The sequence below is a fragment of the Microbulbifer sp. GL-2 genome (assembly GCF_007183175.1).
Taxonomy (GTDB): domain Bacteria; phylum Pseudomonadota; class Gammaproteobacteria; order Pseudomonadales; family Cellvibrionaceae; genus Microbulbifer.
The window spans coordinates 1,075,561-1,092,552 of sequence record NZ_AP019807.1 but is presented as its reverse complement, the minus strand read 5'-3'; the positions used below and the strand labels follow the sequence as shown (position 1 = coordinate 1,092,552).

Here is a 16,992-nt window from a genome sequence, read left to right as displayed (position 1 = left end):
CAAGGGGCGGGTTTTCCTCTCTGCGGATGTTTCTTCACGGATAGATGGTTTTTATGGTGGGCGCTGGCAGTTTTTTCCCCCTTCGTAAGACTTGTATTGAGCGCCCTCTGTTTCGCCTGTTCCCTCTTATTGCCTCCTTCTTTTTTCTCGCGTTGTTTTCCATTTCAACAGTAGCTCAGCTGCCGGGCACAAAACCCAAGGAATTCAAGCCGGAAATCCCCGATTTTTCCGACCCCTCTGCGGATTGGTGGACTGGCTGGAGCAATGCTTCACAGGAGCAGCGTAGTGAGTGGCTTGAGGCGCTGCAAGTTGCCTGGAAGGAGTGGGAAGAGGGTTTGCCGGAAGATGAGGAGGACCTGCAAAAGGGCGCACAGAAAATTACCCAGAGCTTGGAGGGGGTGATAATTACCTGGAAGAAACGCCAGGAGTACTTGAAAGTCGAGTTGATGCCGGAGGTGAAATTCCCGGAAACCCCCACCGTGCTCGACTGGGCACGCGCGGATGCGGCGATTAGTCGCGGCCGGCGACGCCTGAATGGAGTACAGCTGGAGGCGCGTCAGTTGCGGGACACGCGCTCCCAATCCCTTTCGCAGCTGCGCAGGCAAGTGATCGTGTTACGCGATGCCAAGGGTAGAGAGGAAGATGAGGCAGCACAGGCACTGCTGCTGGCACAGGTCAATCACCTGAATATTATTGAGCAGTTAGATACGGTAAACGATTTTCTTGGTACCTGGCAGGAAAAAATAGAGCTGGCTGAAGGCAAGTTGCGGCGCATGCTCGATGACCTGCAATACAGCGAGAAGGATGCAAAGGAACTCGAAAAGGCCATTACCGATACCGATAAAAAAATGGAGCGTATTGCTGGGACCCGTACCAGTATCCAGAGCACTACCGAGCCCTCCACTGACCCCGATACCAATATGAAAAGGGATCTCACCCTGATGCAGTTGGAGGTGGATTTACTGGAGGAACACCTGGGCAAGCGCAAGAGCGAGTTGCTGCAGTCTATCAATGGTGTATTGAATCCAGAGGCCGAGGAGCGCCCACTGATTGTCAGTCGCGAGTTGCTGGAGAACGCCAATGCGGTGATTGATGCGACCTCACGGGAGCTGGCGATTCGCCAGCGCCAAGTGGTGGCTTGGCGCGGTGAAGAAGAGAATGAGGATCTCAGCCGCTGGTGGAGTTACTTTGAGCGGATTGGTAGTGGCCTGGCGCGGGCCAACGATCTGGAGCAGGATATCCAGCGTTACGAGAAAGCGCAGCTCGAAGTCTACAGGGAGCGCCAGGGCTGGTGGGCCACAGTGCGTGAGCGCTTGTCCCTGGCCGGTCGGCAAATCTATAAACGCTGGCGTACGCTGGCTGACTACCAGTTATTTACCATTGCACAGAACCCCATCACCTTACGCTTGATTGCCAAGATGATATTTGTGCTGGCCTGTGCCTGGCTGCTGTCAGTGTTTACCAGAGCGTTCCTGCGCCGCCTGGTACGCAGGGAGCACGCCAGCGAATCCTCCATGTACAACCTGAGTCGGGTGCTGCACTACACCTTTGTTGCTGTGGCTCTCGTCATAGTATTGAGCATGCTGGGCCTCGACACCTCGAAGCTGGCCCTGGTAGCCGGTGCCCTGTCTGTAGGTATCGGTTTTGGCCTACAGGCAATATTCTCCAATTTTATCTCCGGGTTGATTCTGTTATTCGAGCGGCCCCTGAAAGTTGGCGACCTGGTGGAGTTGGAGTCAGGCGTATTTGGTCGTATACGCGATATCAATGTGCGTTCCACTCGTATCACCACCCGCGATAATGTGGATATCCTGGTGCCCAACACCGAGTTTGTCGCCGGCCGTGTGATCAACCACACCCTGGATGACCCGGTACGTCGAATTCATGTGTCTTTTGGCGTTTCCTACTCCTCCGATCCAGATCTTGTACGCGAGGCCGCACTGGAGGCCGCTGACCGGGTCAACATTACCCACACCGACTGGAAGCGTAAAACCGAGGTTTGGCTGATGGAGTTCGGTGATAACGCACTTAATTTCAAACTGGTGGTGTGGGTAAACAGTAATATGGTCACCTCCCTCGGGGACTCCTATGCGCTCTATAACCTGGAGTTGTTACGTGAGTTTCGTGAGAAGGGCATTGAGGTGCCTTTCCCGCAGCGGGATGTGCACCTACGCAGCTGGGACGTACCGGCTATTATCGCCCGCTCTGCGAGGAAATAGCTCAATCACACTGCGGCGGGTATTGAGTTCTGTCGATTATGCGTAGTATTTTCCAAGTGGTCAGAGTCAAAACCGGCTTTGGTATTTTCATTATTTATTGCTGCGTTTTGCTATCGGGCGCTCGTGCAATGACAACAAGGAAACGCCCGTGCTGATTATCCCGATCCAGAATAAGCCGGACTGGCGCCGCCCGCCGCTGATGTGCTTTGCGCTGATTCTCGTGAACCTGTTGGTATTCGTATTCTATCAAGGTGGGGATGAGGCTCGTTGGCAGGAAGCTGAGAATTACTATTTTGAAAGTGATCTGCCGGATTTGGAGGAGCAACGCTTCCTGATGTATGTCGATGAGATGCACCCGGAATGGCGCTTGCAGATGGGGGTGGAAGGGGAAGAGTTTGTCTATCGGGAGCTGCTGTGGAATCCCGAATTTCACCACTGGCTTTTGCCCAAATTGGAGCAAGAAGGGCAGACCCGTTGGTTACAGCAGCGGCAGCATTTTGCCGACTTACGCGACCGTATGAGCAGTATGGCCCTTGGGTTGACCCCGGCGGAGCCGAATATCGCGGGATTATTCGGGCACATGTTCCTGCATGGAAGTTGGGATCACTTGATCGGCAATATGGTTTTTTTGTTGCTGTTTGGCTTGTCGGTAGAGCTGGCTCTGGGTGGTCTCTGGTTTATCGGCCTTTACCTGCTCGGCGGTCTGGCTGCTGCCGGCCTGCATATGCTGGTGGAATCGGGCAGTCATGTACCTATGGTCGGTGCCTCTGGTGCGGTATCGGCAATCATGGGTATGTTTGTCGCTATTTATGGAGTGCGGCGCCTGCGCTTTTTTTACACGGTGGGTTTTATGTTTGGCGAATTCAGTGCGCCGGCACTGATGGTGTTGCCACTATGGCTGGGCAAGGAAATTTTCGGTTTTTTATATGGGGATGCTGGTATTGCCTATTGGGCCCATACTGGCGGCCTATTGGCCGGTTTTGTCTTGGCCCTGATATTGATTTATTGGCGCCCACTTGTACAGACTATGCCGCAAGAGGAGGAAGAACTGCCTTCACCACAAAAAAGTGCTCTTGCCCGAATTGACCGTTTCCAGGAGGAGGGCAAATTGCTGGAAGCCGCCGAGGCCGCAGCTGCAGCGGTGCGCCAGTACCCGGACTTCCTGCCATTGATTCAACGCTATATCGAACTGACTGCTATTAGCCCGGATAGTGAAGCTTTCCATCGTGCCAATTTGGCGCTATTCGCCCAGGCGGCTAACCTACAAATCGAAGCGCGTATTCTGGCGGCTGGATACCATAGTTACTTGCACGCGACCCAAAAACCACGTGCTCTGACTGCAAAAGCCTGCCTGTTAATGGCGCGCCGCGCTACTGAAGCGAAGGATTGGCCCTGGCTAGAAGAGTTGCTGCAGAGGTTGATCGCACGGGGGGTACAGCACCCGTTGATCCCCAAGTTGGGCACAGCTCTGGTGAGCTATTACCGGCGTATTGGCGAGGAGGGGCGGGCACGGGAAATGATCGAGCTAACACAAGGCGTAGAAATTCCAGGACAGCCTTAGGGTATATTTTTTCCAATTGACTGGGGGCAGTCCAGAAAGATTTGCTGCCCAGTAAAAGGTTGAATTGGCATAGGAGTGGTATGAGTAAATATATTCTTAAAAAAGAACAAATTCTGGAAATGGAAGGTGAAAAGAAAGTGCACTTTCTTAATCCTAACGCAGTCCGCCGTAATAAGCCCCTAGGAGATATAACTGGGATATCTGGTTTCGGCTTTCATATTATAGAAATAGAGCCAGGTTATGAATCAACAGAGTTTCACTGCCATAAATTTGAGGATGAGTGTGTATATATCCTGCAAGGGCAGGCGGAAGTGCAAATCGGAGATGGGACCTATAGCGTGTCAGAAGGGGACTTTGTCAGTTACCCGGCAGGTGGTCTGCCCCATGTAATGAAAAATACCGGCGATGAAACCCTGCGTTGTATTGTCGTGGGCCAGCGCCTGGATCACGATGTGGCTGACTACCCAAATAAAGATAAGAGGATTTACCGTAATAAGGGTTTACCCTGGGAGCTGGTGCATCATAAAGATATCGAGCACCCGCGATAACTTTAGCATCTGGTGACCTATGCCTGCCAAAATCCGTGTTTTCTATAACTCCGCCTGTCCCGTGTGTAACGCGGGTATCAGTGCTCAAAAGAAAAAGTCCAGCACCTGCCCAATCGCTTGGGAGGATGTGCATTTAGATAATGCTAAAGCAGAAGAGCTGGATGTGGAGCTGGAACTTGTACGTGAACGCCTGCATGTGATTGATGCGGAAGGGGAGTTGCGGGTAGGTTACGAGGCGTTCATTGCTATTTGGGAGAACTCCTCAAGTGAGCGCTGGAAAGCGACGGTATCAAAAGTCCCCGGACTGCGCTGGTGTCTTAACAAATCCTATAATGGCTTTGCCCGCTGTCTATATTTATGGAATCGGGCATTAAAGCACTGGTGATCTCAGGAAAGTCCCTCCCAAGAGAACCCTATAGAGCTTGAGCGAATCGGTAGGTGGAATTACAAGTGTTGCTTGATGGCTCGCTATTGCTGGGTATTCAACTTATGTCTTCTGCACTATTTAGCACTTTCCATAAGCTATCTACTTGGCTGCTAAGTGGGCTATCTGGAAATTTTTGCTTGATAAACTGGAGAAGCTTTCCAGCCAGGTCCTCGCGATTCAGTCCATCCATATATACCTGAGCTAACAGCAGGTAAGCGGCATCCAGTTGTGGGTAGTTTTCTTTATGCAGGTTGATTAGCAGCTGTGCCGCTAGTTGGTGTTTATGCTGTTGGTAGAGTATCTGGGCGAGAGCATGGCGAATCTCTGGTTTTTTTATCGGTGGTGCTGGCTTTGTGGCGAGATAGAGTTCGGCTGCCTTGTGCGATCGGTTGAAAAGTACAAATTTCTCCAGTATGTGTGGCCCGAGTTCCTGTAGTGCTTTCGTATCCTGGGTGGCGAGGAGCAAGCGATAGTAGCGCTCATTGAGAGCTTCGTCATTAGGGTAGCGGCGCAAGCCATCTACCAATGCCTGACGTGCAGCTTTAAAGTCGGATTCACGCATCAGGACCTGTGCCTCGGCCAAGGCTCGCGCCCGGTTAAATTGCTCCTCTTCCATATAGGCGCTGTCTTCATCGGGCTCAGCCACGATGCCAAGCTTCTGCTGCCGTGATAGACAGATATAGCCCATCATGGCACTGGTGACCGTATAAAAATAGGTAGTGGTAGCTGCAACCACCGGGCCAATGGCCCAATCAGGCAACTTGGCTGCGACAACGCCAAGCAGCAGATTGGGTGCCGCAGAGATCGCACTGGTTGTGAGCCACAGTAGCCAGTAAGGCCAGCCGATAATCAGGGTAAATTGTAGTAGCTTTAGTGGGTTGATTGCCGCTCGCAGGCTGTGTTCCAGAGCCAGTACGATCATGGCCGCAGGGGCTAAAACAGAAAGTATAAAGACGTATACCGCAAATACACCCACACCAAAAGGCAACAATTTAAAGCCGACAAAGCCTGCTACCAGAATCATTCCGACTACTTTGAGGAGGAGTGGTGCACTGTTGCCGTCGAGGGCACCAGTGAATGCAGGGGCTTCCAGTTCGCCACTGGCGAGTCGCTCAATGACTAACAGGTTATAGCGGCTAACCAGGGCGATAATCGCTACCAGTGCCACTATGGCTAAAAGTCCCAGCTCAGAGATCAGCAAACTGGCCCCGGCCGCCAGGGCTATTACGATCAGCGGCCCGGGTTTCAGCGCATAGTGAAAATAGAAAAGCCCCATTTGCCAGAATGGTCTGGCATTGTTACTGGCCCCGATATATTCAACAGGATTGCGGCACAGAGGGCACTCTGGTCCCAGAGCGTGATAGTTGGCGCTGGAGCCAGGAATACATTGGCCGCAGTATTTTCTATGGCAAGGTCGGCACTGCCAGGATGCGTCGGCGCTGGAGTGATAGTGGCAGGATTCAGCCATGAACATTCCCTACTGATCTTCTCTTCCTGAAGGTTTATTGTATTTTCCTTCGACAGTTTATCTGCCGTCTTGGTGGCGGCGCAATCGTCGAGTATTTTTGATGTACTGTTAGAATGCACAAAGAATCCCAAAAAATTGGCACATAAGTTTCAAAAAAGGTGTTGTATGACAAAGCTAATGCGCGTTCAGCTGGTTGAAGGTAAGGCGGATGAACCTTGGGGAGAGTCTGCGCTACTCAGCTTTCGTGGTGACGACGCTCTTATCCATATCGGTGCTGCCAAAGACTTGCCGCTAGTAGCAGCACAACGCGCGGCGCGTCGTCTGGATGGCATGGGGGTGACGGAAGTTGTCCTCAATGGTGGCGGTTGGGATATTGAAAGCCGTTGGGCTTTTTGGGCTGGTTACTTTAATCCTAAAGTTTCCAAGACCGTCAACTGGGGCACAGAAGACGGCGAGGAGTTGAAAGAGCTGTCTGCTCGCGAGAGTGCTGCTCGCTGGGTACGTGAGATCACCAATGGTACCCCGGATGATGTGTCCCCCCGGGTGCTGGCGGAAAGCGCTGCGGAAATGTTGCAAAAGCTCGCTCCCGAAGCTGTAAGCTACCGCATTATTGCGGGCGATGAGTTGCTGCGCGAGGGCTTTGTAGGCATTCATAATGTTGGCCGTGGCAGTGTGCGCGAACCGGTGATGCTGCAAGTGGACTACAACCCGAGTGGCGATGACAGTGCGCCAGTGGATACCTGCCTGGTGGGCAAAGGCATTACTTTCGATTCCGGTGGTTACAGTATCAAGCCATCCAGCAATATGGCCACCATGAAGTCTGATATGGGCGGCGCAGCCATGGTTACTGGAGGTCTTGCACTGGCGATAGCCCGCGGTTTGGATAAGCGGGTGAAATTGTACCTGTGCTGTGCGGAAAATATGGTTTCCGGTCATGCCTTCAAACTGGGCGATATCATCAAGTACAAAAATGATGTCACCGTGGAAGTGTTGAATACCGATGCGGAGGGACGTCTGGTACTTGCTGACGGATTAATCGCTGCATCTGAGGAAGCCCCCCGCTGGCTGCTTGATGCCGCTACCCTGACCGGTGCTGCAAAAATGGCCGTGGGACGTGATTTCAACTGCGTATTCAGCTTTAAAGATGACATGGCACAGAAGGTCCTGGATGCCGCGACAAAAGAAAATGAGAAAGCCTGGCGCCTGCCTCTTGAGCCCTTCCATCTGGAGCAAACCCCCTCCAGCTTTGCTGATATCTCCAATATTGGTATAGATGGCAGCCCTGGTGCCTCCACAGCAGCAGCTTTCTTGGCACGTTTTGTACCTAATGAAGGACGTAACTGGGTACATATGGATCTGTCTGGCTCTTACCAGCCCGCAGCAAATGACCTGTGGTCCACAGGTGCCAAAGGGCATGGAGTGCGCACTATTGCACGCTTTTTGTTGGAAAACTGACAGTAATTACCACTGAGAATTATTACAGTAAAGCTAAGAAAGCGCGTCCGCTACTGGGGCGCGTTTTTATTTGGGTTTTTATTGTTAAGCCCTTTTCTGGTAGCTGGAATTTTGGTTATTTACTGAGCCATGTTCCATTTCCAGCGAATGCTGTCTCAGTTAGAAAATCCAAATTCCTTAAGATACCCGTTGATACCAGGCTGTGATGCTGACCAGGGTGTTGGAGAGCTTTAGAAGGGGGAGATGTAAGTGAGCACCTCTGATACGATAGAAATGGATACAGCCAAGAAAATCCTCTGCGCTAACTGCCAGACAGAATTACTGGGGCCGCACTGCTATTCATGCGGCCAGCCAGTTCGCGGGATGGTCCGGCACTTTTCCTCAGTGCTCGGAGATCTATTTGATACTTTGCTAGCCTTGGATTCCCGTATCTGGAAGACGCTGCCATCATTGCTTTTCCGACCAGGATTTCTTACTGCTGAATACTTTGACGGACGTAGAGTACGTTATGTCAGTCCGGTACGATTATTTATTTTTCTTTGTGTGACCACATTTTTTGTTGTTCGCCTGAGTAGTGATTGGAGTATCAACTTCGGATTAGATACGAATTCAGAGCAGGCAATTAGCAGTGCTGAACAGAAAGTAAATAATGCATTGATAAAAGTGGATGAGGTGAAGCAAGCCAGTGCCGATAATCCAGTGTTGAAAGCTGAGTTAAATAAAGTACAGTTGTATTTGGATAATGGGGTTGAGGAATTACAAGATGGAATTGCAGTTGTTGATAACGAAATAGATGAACCAACACCGGTAACGAAAGCCAGCATTAATTCTGGTCTTAAGCAGGCTATCACTGAAGTTGACCGGGAATTCCTGCAGATGGATGGATTGCCGGAGGGACTGTCCAATTGGCTTAATACGGAGGTTGCCCGGGCACAAGAAAATATCGAAAGAGTATCAGATGACCCCAACCGTTTCAAAAAGGCCTTTCTAAGTGCTTTGCCATCCACTTTACTGCTTATGGTTCCTCTATTCGCCATAATGTGCTGGATAATTTACCTATTTAAACGCCGCTTATATATGGAACACCTGATCGTCGCATTGCACAGTCATGCGTTTATCTGTTTCGTATTATTATTGACTACCCTGTTGGTAAATATTCAAGACTGGCTAGATAATTACAGCTGGATTACGATTCTGTGTAACTGGACCCTACTAGTACTGATAGTGTGGATACCTATCTATCTCCTGCTAATGCAAAAAAAAATCTACCAGCAGGGTTGGATTATGACTTTGATAAAGTATTGCACTTTGGGTATTTCATATCCGTTACTGTTAATTTTGGGGGCGACCCTGACAGCCCTATACACTCTTGCCGAACTTTAGTAATTGCATGTAATTGGATAGTGCTGAATGCTGATTAAATATAATTTGTTAAAAAGTTAAATAACTTTAACTTCTTGAATATTCCAGGCCTAGATAAAAATTAACCAGCATGATAATGATATATAAATGGGTGAGGTAGAGTGATCACCTTTATAAAGAAAGTCAGGTGCTCACAAAGCATTACCATAGTTGAATAAAAGCTTTGAATATGTATACACATTGATAATATTAACCTGGCTTTTTATGGCGCTGATAGTATTTGGAATATTTCAGCGGTATCTATTTTGGAGTCTTTCCTGGATGTTATCAGGGGAATCTTTCCCCTTGGTATGAGTGTTTTGGGGTAGTGTTTCCAATGCACTATTCAATGCATAGCAGTTTCCTTGCCTCTAGTGATATCAATATGAGCGGTTATCCCCTGTATAACCATCTTCCTCCTGTTTGTGCCTTCACCTAATTGCGTGAAAGCTGGATGTCACCCCTTCAAAATTAAGTCATAAAAGGTTTTATGTGTCGATTATATTTGTAGGTGATAGAAAAGTTCATGGTATTTTCAGTTTGTTCGAATTGTAATTGTTTGATACCTCTTGTCATAAAAAAGGTTTTTGGCGTAAAAATAGCCAAAGTTTAATTTCAATAAAGTGATTTACAGGTTCATGATGATTGCCATTTAAGATCTTTCGATATAGATGCTTTTCCTAACCTGTATTTTTTAATAACCTTAATTAAATTTTTATAGCGTTCAAATAATGAAAAGAAATTTTAATGTTTGTAGGGCAAAGTATTTTCTATAAATGACTGTGCGCAAACTTAATTTGCGCCAACATTTTTCGGGCTTATATGGATGTTAAAAAAGTTGATTTACAATCGGTCCGATCATTGGCACTGTCTTACAGCTGTAAGAACGAGTACAGTCACTGGATGCAAATAACTTTTAGGGAGGATGGTATGTTTAGGCAACTATTTAGTTTCTTAGCCACATTAATGACATTATTTTTGGCATCAATCACTTATGCAGATCCTATTCAGGACCTGAGTATGCAAAACTATAAGGCTGGCTGGTACCCCAATTACTGGCAAGGTCAGGGTCCGCTGACCTGTCGTAGAGCTTGTGCAATTTGGGTTGGAGCTGTATCGGAATCGGAAATGACTAAGGAAATGACCGATGAATTTGAACGCACTAATGTGTGTAAAATTACTCGCGACCCTGAAATCATTGAAAAACCTATTAATGATCCTTTATCCCACTGGCTGTATGGAAACCAGTTTGACGATAAAGCCAACTGTTATGCTGGAACGCCCTTTGGTGTAGTCGAAGATGACCATTATATGTGTTTATGTGTCTGTGAGAAGCCTGATCTTATAGTAAGTAAAATTCATGACCCTGTTTGGGATAATGGTGCTGGTCAATCTTTGATTGCTGTGGATATCACCAATGTGGGTCAATCAACAGCAGCGGCTAGTTTTGCCCGTTTGATTGATCCCGGAACCCTTGCTAACGATGTACAGGCAACTCCCGCCCTTGCTTCCGGTGCAACGGTAACAATTGTCTTTACCTTGAACTACTGGGTATTTGACCCCGATGCGGTGCTGGAAGTGACTACAGACTATAAGAATACGGTTGACGAATGCGACGAAACCAATAATACCCTGATATATAGCAAGCAGGGCTAAGCTTTAGTAATGTCTTCTACCCCCTCAGCTTCGGCTGAAGGGGTGGCACTGCAGACAATATTCAAGGCTTTCTGATTTAGCGGGCCAGGAAAACGTTGATAACCTGGCAGTTTTCTTTATTGACCGTTGCAGTAGGTGAACCACCATCTCTGAGTTTTTCGTCGAGCTTTGTGGGAACCACGACATACATTCGTGGGTAACTGCGTACTATGTAATCCTTTATATTATTACTTTGCCAAGGATATTCTTGGGCGATAGCGGCAACTCCCCTGGTAAGGGCAATACCATCAGTACAGATATTCTGTGGATTAGCCGTAGCAAGTAGGGAAAAAAGTACAAGTGAACTATACATGTAAGATCTATCTATAAGTGAAAGTCCAGTTGGGGACTCTCCGATTTTTGGGGAGTATAGCTCAGTTTCATGGATGCCTGCACCTACACTTGTTATCCATCTTTATTGCTCGTTGGTTTCCTATGATAAAGCCGGCTTATTCTTATCTGTTTTTAACTAGAGGATATTTATATCATTGCGACTCTGATTCCCTCTGAGTTTTCCAGGTATGGATTTCAGTAGAGCTTTTCAATAAAGGCCTAGTATTCACGATAATTCATTCCAAAATATTAATTCGAGATTTTCTTAAGGTATCAGTTTGCTCGCCAAGTATTGTGATAATCCGGGGTTGATCAGGAAGGGAAGATTGATTTTCAAAATGCTGCTGCAGATTCTAAACAAAATTGGCACTAAATTCTGTTCATTTGAAAGCATATGGTTTCATTTTCTTCTAGTTTAATATGGTTGAAATTATCTGCTTGAGCGCTTTATGTAGAAGTTTTATGGGGCTTGTTATTTGTTTTTAAAGTGATTGCGAATAAATTATATTTGTTGATTTGGTCGGATAATTAGTGGTTCTTATGCTTTATCTTTAGGGTTCTGGTGGTTGGTAAAGTGATTATTTCAATTAGCACTTTCTTGTTTTTCATTCTTTAATTTAATTATTGTTTTTTATTGCGATCGCAATTCAATTATTAAAAATAATATCAGTCTTCCATTCAGAGTTGTGAGTTTTAGCGGATCTTTAGCTTTAGTCAAGTTTAATTGACTAATTCTTCTTGTTGGAACTTTAGCAATGTCTCAATGATTTGTTAATTGGTGTTTGCTCTGCTCTGTATCAATGTTAGGGACTTGGTCGTTCCAAATGAAATAGGGGACATTTTTGAAATTGATAAGTAAGTGGTTTCGTTATAAATAGGCCAATTCATGGCGATAGAAATGTCTTAATATGTCGTAATTGTGTCCTAGACGACATATCTTTATGGGTACAATTGACCCATGGAGGTACTGCTATGACCAAGAAGATTGGGTTTTTTATTGCCGATGGTTTCCAGGCTTTGGACCTGTTTGGCCCGCTGGACGCGTTTATGGAGGTTAACAGTTTTGTTAGTGATGCCTATACCTGCTGCTTGATTGGTCTTGATGCAGGCCCGGTAAAAACGGTATATGGTCAGTCGCTCGCTGTGGACAGTGATATCTATCAGCTGCCCCAGATTGACTACCTGGTAATTTGTGGGGGGACCGGGATGCGTGAGCTGGAGTTGAGTGCTAAGCAACTCAACACCCTGAGGCTAATCGCAGACGCTGCCAGTAAGGTGATGAGTGTTTGTACTGGTGCATTTGTACTTGCCAAGGTGTTTCCCGACCAGAGCCACAGGATTACTACGCACTGGCGGCACTGCCAGGAGCTGTCTTTGCAGGCGGTAAATTATCAGGTGGAGGCAGACCCTCTATTTATAGAAAGCGAGGGTGTATGGTCTTCTGCGGGCATTTTGTCGGGTGTTGATCTAGCCCTGGAAATCATTCGGCAAGATCAGGGCAATACTATTGCAGCAAGTGTTGCCAAGGAGCTGGTAGTCTACTTGCAACGCAGGGGGGGCAATCTCAATATTCGGATCTCTTGCAGGTACAGTCCAGTGATAGTATGCGTCTCAACCCGCTGCTGGAATGGTTGGCTGAAAATTACCAGAGGCCCATTACCGTTACAGATATGGCTGATAAGATTGCGATCAGCGAGCGACAGTTAACTCGTTTGTTCAAACGACACCTGAATAGTACCCCCAGTCATTATTTAAACCAGATACGCCTTAAAAGGGCACGGGACTTGATAACTTGTGAAACTTTGAGGTTGGAACAGGTGGCACTTCAGGTAGGTTTTACCAGCTATGATAGTTTCCGTCGTGCTTTTTATGGCCAGTTTGGTGTTTCCCCCTCTTATTTCGGTAGAAATCTCAGATGAAAAACAGCTTAATTATAAGTATTGGATTATTCCTACTCACTTGTAAAACTTACGGGCTTGATGTCAGGGAAATAAATTTGTGGGCTGAAGACATACGTCAATTACAAGATTTGATAAAAACACAGCATATCAGTCCATTTGTCAATACAGGGGAGCGGGAATTTGACGCTCAGCTTGATAAGCTGGTTGTTAACTTGCCAAGTCTGAATGAGGCGGAAATTGAGGTGGGTATAATGCGTTTAATGCGTAGTATTGGAGATGCGCATACCTCCTACAATATTATGTCTGGCCCACATAGACATTATCCTTTTCGATTTAAATACTTTGAAGAAAAATTGAAGGTAGTGAATGCTTCAGAGAGATATGCTTTTTTATTAGGTGCAGATCTTACTGGTATTAATGGTTATACTTTAGAGCAACTTCAGCAACAGCTCGCACCTTATGTAAACTATGTAGAGAACCCTTATAGCTACAAGGCATCATTTAGTTTTCATATCACCCTAACTAATTTTCTATATGGTACCGGTGTCAGTAATAAAGCGGACTCTGTAAGTTATCAATTTATGAAAGACGGAAAATCTACCTCCGTGAATGTAGACTCTGTATCAATGAAAGAGTTTGCAAGACTGAGATCCCATTACACAAGATTAATGCCAAAAATCCATTTTTCTAAAATTGAATTGCCGGGCATTATGCTTGCTATTTTGGAAAAATATGATACTGCTTATCTTGATTTCGATAGGTACCCACAGTTCGAGCAGCTACGGGAGCACTGTAGAGAGCTTACCAGAGTTATTCAAGAAGGGAGAGCTCGAAATCTGGTGATTGACTTTCGTGGGAATAATGGTGGGGATTTTTACGTTGGACTAGCGCTGTCTGCTTGTATCCAGGAACTGGACCAGTTCGACTGGCACAATGGGATTTTTGTTATGATAGATGAGGGCACCCAGTCAGCAGCGATGATTAATGCGGCACAATATCAGCAAATCCTTAATGCCACCCTTGTGGGGAGCCCTAGCGGTGCAGATCCCAATATTGCCACAGAGGCGAATCTTTTCAGGTTAAAAAATTCTCAAAGAGCTGTGAGTATTTCCAAGCGTTACTACCGGGTTATTCCATCACCCAGTGATGCCTTATACCCTGATCTTAATATGAAAACTAGCTGGGAGGACTATAAGCATGGCAAAGATGGGGCGTTACTGAAGTTATTAAACCATATTCAAGAAAAGGACGGCGGGAGCTTAGCGCGGTCAGAATAAAGGGAACTTTTCGTAGCGCCTTAGGTATACAGATTACTTAAGGCGCAGCTCTAATTTTTGGAAAGCTAAATTACCACTCCACACAGATTTTGCCAAAATGTGAGCCACTGGTCTGGTAATCAAACGCAGCTGCGAGCTCACTCATGGCAAAAGTCTTATCGATAACCGGATGAACCTGGTTGGCTTCGAGTGCGACAACATAATCCTGTTGATCCCGGCGGCTACCGACAACCAACCCCTGCAAACGTGCCTGTTTGGCCATCAGTAAGGCTGTGGGAACCTCACCAGACCTGCCGGTTAGCACTCCAATCAGGGAGATATGACCACCAACTCTTACTGCCTGGATTGACTGCTCCAGAGTGCCTGGGCCGCCGAGTTCGATAATATGGTCTACGCCTTTGCCTTCGGTTAACTCCATTACCTTTTTAGACCACTGTGTATGAGTTCGGTAGTTGATGCCTTGGAAGGCTCCCAATTTTTTGGCGCGCTCTAGCTTTTCATCTGAAGAGGAAGTGACTATAACTTTCGCACCCAGCATATTGGCGATCTGAATGACTGCGATTGATACACCACCAGTGCCTAAGGTTAGTATGGTGTCACCGGGCTTAACTTTGCCGTCTACCACCAGCGCTCGCCAGGCAGTGAGACCTGCTGTGGTGATGGTTGCAGATTCTGCATGAGTCCAGCCTTTGGGGGCCAAGGTAAATGCATTTTGACTTCGCACAACAAATTCAGCGGCCATACCATCAATACCATCGCCGGGCGTATTGGCAAAAGTACCTACTGATGCTCCTGCCGACCCCGCCGGCCACTGTGGGAAAAAGCACGACACTACAGAATCGCCGACTTTAAAATCAGTAACCCCTTCACCAACTGCATCCACGGTACCGCCACCATCGGACATTAGAATGCGACCGTCTTCGCTGGGGATACTACCATTTGCAACCAACAGGTCGTGGAAGTTAAGAGAGGATGCGCCAATGGCAACTCGAATTTGTCCTGGTCCTGGTGCTCCTGGATCTGTGATATCACTGAGCGAGATATTCTTCAGGCTGCCAGGTGATTTCAGTGTTAATGCCTTCATGATTCCTGTCCTTTTTCCTTAAGTGCTGCTGCCACCAAGCCTTGTAACCAATCCTGGTGGCCATTGATCATAGGATTGGGTTTAGCTTTTGCTAATTCAATAGCCGGTAAACCATTCTGTGTTTCCTGGGTGAGGATACGTACACGATCGCCAGACAGATCCTCAATTAACCAAGCGTGGTGAACGTCGAGGCGAGTATCTCCCTCTCCGGCCCACCCATGCCATGCCACCCGTGCGGGTTGGCCTTTAACAGGGGGAATATACTCTATACAGCGCGCTTCTACCGGAAAACCGAAGGTTTCAAATGAAAATTGCGCACCTATTTTTAATTCAGGTCCCTGTCCATCCTGGAACTGAATATTGGTAGAGTTTGCATAGTAGCTGGGCCACAGGGAAGGGGTATTCAGCAGTGGCCATATATCTGCTGTCATCAGCCCGGCAATAATCACTTCATTGGAACAATAGTTATCGGTAAATCCTGGAACAAAGCCTTGGGGCCAAATAATCTCGCTCATTGTGATTTCCTTTAATACGGCACCGGCTCACACATGTCTTTCTCGTAAATTCACCGGTATCTAGTTAGCCCTGCAGGTGTATCCCAGGGAGTTAATACGATCATAGTGAATGTGATATATAAGTCTAATAGAGAATTATAATTTTAGATATAAATTAATCTTATATCTAATTATAAAGTCTGGCACTTTTGATAGCTGCTAAAAACATAATTTTAGAGATTCAAAGTGTATGAGGTGAGAATAATTTAGTTAATAATGTACATTTGCTACCCTAACTAACTGCTATAAATAGTTAGCTGTTATGCAACCCTTGGATAACTGGTTATAGTTAATGATGAATATTCTGGATGGAAGCCGATGGCTGGCGACTTTGATTATATCTTTGCTGATGGCAAATTTCGCGTATTCGGATAGTTACGAAACGGGTAATGAACGAGATTGGCTATTAAATGCAGGAAGTGACAAGGACCGCTTGATTTTATTGCAAAATTATCTAGGTGGATTTTCAATTTCAATGTGGGAGGTGGGTTATCGTTATAAAAGTATCTATTCTTCTCTGCAGGATGAAAATTTTGATCTTGCCATTTATCATTGGAAAAAAATAAAAAATGCTATTGAGAGAGGTTATCTCAAACGTCCTGCTCGCAAGGATAATGCTGAATTTATTTTTCTCAAGCCAGTATTTGGAAAGGTACTTAATTCATTTGAAAGTAGGGATATAAAACAAGCCTGGCTTGGCTTCTCCACTGGTCGCTCGGCTTGCATGGCATGCCATAAAGCTGAAAATATTCCATGGATGAACAACCAGCCTCTTTTTAGGAATACTGTTGCTCCTAAGTAAATAGAACTTATGTTTAGGAAAGTTAATGTAGAGATTTGAGGCTGGATATCGCTTGGAGGGGTATAAAAAGTAAATCTGTATTGATTTTTACGAGAAAATGATCTTTTAAGACTAGCGGGCTCGATGTCTTTGTAAAAAAGTTGCATCTAAATTATTGACTTATACTATTTTTCAGTAAAATGCATGTAAATACGATTGAATCACTGTTAATGATTATCGAGAGAAACGCGAGCTGAGTGGTTTTCATGATTATTAATGTCTATATTA

The 16,992-nt window shown here is 46.5% G+C and carries 15 protein-coding genes; 11 read left to right on the top strand and 4 right to left on the bottom strand.

The features are described from left to right. Nucleotides 1–44: 44 nt before the first annotated feature. From GL2_RS04805 to GL2_RS04790, 4 genes are all read left to right on the top strand, one after another. The gene (locus GL2_RS04805) at nt 45–2,219 is read left to right on the top strand and encodes a mechanosensitive ion channel domain-containing protein (RefSeq protein ID WP_232053767.1); all 2,175 of its coding nucleotides are present in this window, start codon (nt 45–47) and stop codon (nt 2,217–2,219) included. Between the two features lie 148 nt (nt 2,220–2,367). Then, complete coding sequence (locus GL2_RS04800) at nt 2,368–3,780, top strand: rhomboid family intramembrane serine protease (protein ID WP_143729533.1); 1,413 nt, start codon at nt 2,368–2,370, stop codon at nt 3,778–3,780. An 80-nt stretch (nt 3,781–3,860) separates the two neighbouring features. Then, nucleotides 3,861–4,328, top strand: coding sequence for a cupin domain-containing protein (locus GL2_RS04795; RefSeq protein WP_143729532.1), 468 nt, complete (start codon nt 3,861–3,863; stop codon nt 4,326–4,328). Nucleotides 4,329–4,347: 19 nt separating this feature from the next. Continuing rightward, nucleotides 4,348–4,713: a DUF393 domain-containing protein gene (locus GL2_RS04790; RefSeq protein WP_143729531.1), complete on the top strand. Its 366-nt coding sequence runs from the start codon at nt 4,348–4,350 to the stop codon at nt 4,711–4,713. A 97-nt stretch (nt 4,714–4,810) separates the two neighbouring features. Here GL2_RS04790 and GL2_RS04785 read toward each other — a convergent pair whose 3' ends face one another. Beyond that, nucleotides 4,811–6,223, bottom strand: a complete 1,413-nt coding sequence (locus tag GL2_RS04785; protein ID WP_143729530.1) for a hypothetical protein — start codon at nt 6,221–6,223, stop codon at nt 4,811–4,813. 165 nt (nt 6,224–6,388) lie between these two features. Between GL2_RS04785 and pepB the strand changes: the two genes are divergently transcribed. The 3 genes from pepB to GL2_RS04770 all read left to right on the top strand — a co-directional run bounded on the left by pepB (nt 6,389) and on the right by GL2_RS04770 (nt 10,735). Then, nucleotides 6,389–7,678, top strand: coding sequence for an aminopeptidase PepB (pepB, locus tag GL2_RS04780; protein ID WP_143729529.1), 1,290 nt, complete (start codon nt 6,389–6,391; stop codon nt 7,676–7,678). 249 nt (nt 7,679–7,927) lie between these two features. Next, the gene (locus GL2_RS04775) at nt 7,928–9,061 is read left to right on the top strand and encodes a DUF3667 domain-containing protein (RefSeq protein ID WP_143729528.1); all 1,134 of its coding nucleotides are present in this window, start codon (nt 7,928–7,930) and stop codon (nt 9,059–9,061) included. Nucleotides 9,062–10,009: 948 nt separating this feature from the next. Next, nucleotides 10,010–10,735: a CARDB domain-containing protein gene (locus tag GL2_RS04770; protein ID WP_143729527.1), complete on the top strand. Its 726-nt coding sequence runs from the start codon at nt 10,010–10,012 to the stop codon at nt 10,733–10,735. A 76-nt stretch (nt 10,736–10,811) separates the two neighbouring features. Here GL2_RS04770 and GL2_RS04765 read toward each other — a convergent pair whose 3' ends face one another. Then, the gene (locus tag GL2_RS04765) at nt 10,812–11,087 is read right to left on the bottom strand and encodes a hypothetical protein (RefSeq protein ID WP_143729526.1); all 276 of its coding nucleotides are present in this window, start codon (nt 11,085–11,087) and stop codon (nt 10,812–10,814) included. Nucleotides 11,088–12,079: 992 nt separating this feature from the next. Here GL2_RS04765 and GL2_RS04760 point away from each other — a divergent pair. Genes GL2_RS04760 through GL2_RS04755 form a run of 3 tightly spaced genes read left to right on the top strand, consistent with a single transcriptional unit; the run spans nt 12,080 to nt 14,285 of the window. After that, on the top strand, nt 12,080–12,814 hold the full coding sequence (locus GL2_RS04760) for a GlxA family transcriptional regulator (protein ID WP_197736524.1): 735 nt from the start codon (nt 12,080–12,082) through the stop codon (nt 12,812–12,814). Then, complete coding sequence (locus GL2_RS22295; protein ID WP_370452112.1) at nt 12,712–13,026, top strand: helix-turn-helix domain-containing protein; 315 nt, start codon at nt 12,712–12,714, stop codon at nt 13,024–13,026. The genes GL2_RS04760 and GL2_RS22295 overlap by 103 nt, the downstream gene beginning before the upstream one ends. Next, the gene (locus GL2_RS04755; protein ID WP_143729525.1) at nt 13,023–14,285 is read left to right on the top strand and encodes a S41 family peptidase; all 1,263 of its coding nucleotides are present in this window, start codon (nt 13,023–13,025) and stop codon (nt 14,283–14,285) included. Before GL2_RS22295 ends, GL2_RS04755 begins: the two co-directional genes overlap by 4 nt. Before the next feature lie 70 nt (nt 14,286–14,355). Here GL2_RS04755 and GL2_RS04750 read toward each other — a convergent pair whose 3' ends face one another. Further along, the gene (locus GL2_RS04750; RefSeq protein WP_143729524.1) at nt 14,356–15,369 is read right to left on the bottom strand and encodes an NAD(P)-dependent alcohol dehydrogenase; all 1,014 of its coding nucleotides are present in this window, start codon (nt 15,367–15,369) and stop codon (nt 14,356–14,358) included. Beyond that, nucleotides 15,366–15,884 (bottom strand): SRPBCC domain-containing protein, encoded by a 519-nt coding sequence (locus GL2_RS04745; RefSeq protein ID WP_143729523.1) that lies wholly within the window; start codon nt 15,882–15,884, stop codon nt 15,366–15,368. The genes GL2_RS04750 and GL2_RS04745 overlap by 4 nt, the downstream gene beginning before the upstream one ends. Before the next feature lie 331 nt (nt 15,885–16,215). On the opposite strand from GL2_RS04745, the gene GL2_RS04740 reads away from it, so the two are divergent. Then, nucleotides 16,216–16,725 (top strand): hypothetical protein, encoded by a 510-nt coding sequence (locus tag GL2_RS04740; RefSeq protein ID WP_143729522.1) that lies wholly within the window; start codon nt 16,216–16,218, stop codon nt 16,723–16,725. The last annotated feature ends 267 nt before the right edge of the window (nt 16,726–16,992 follow it).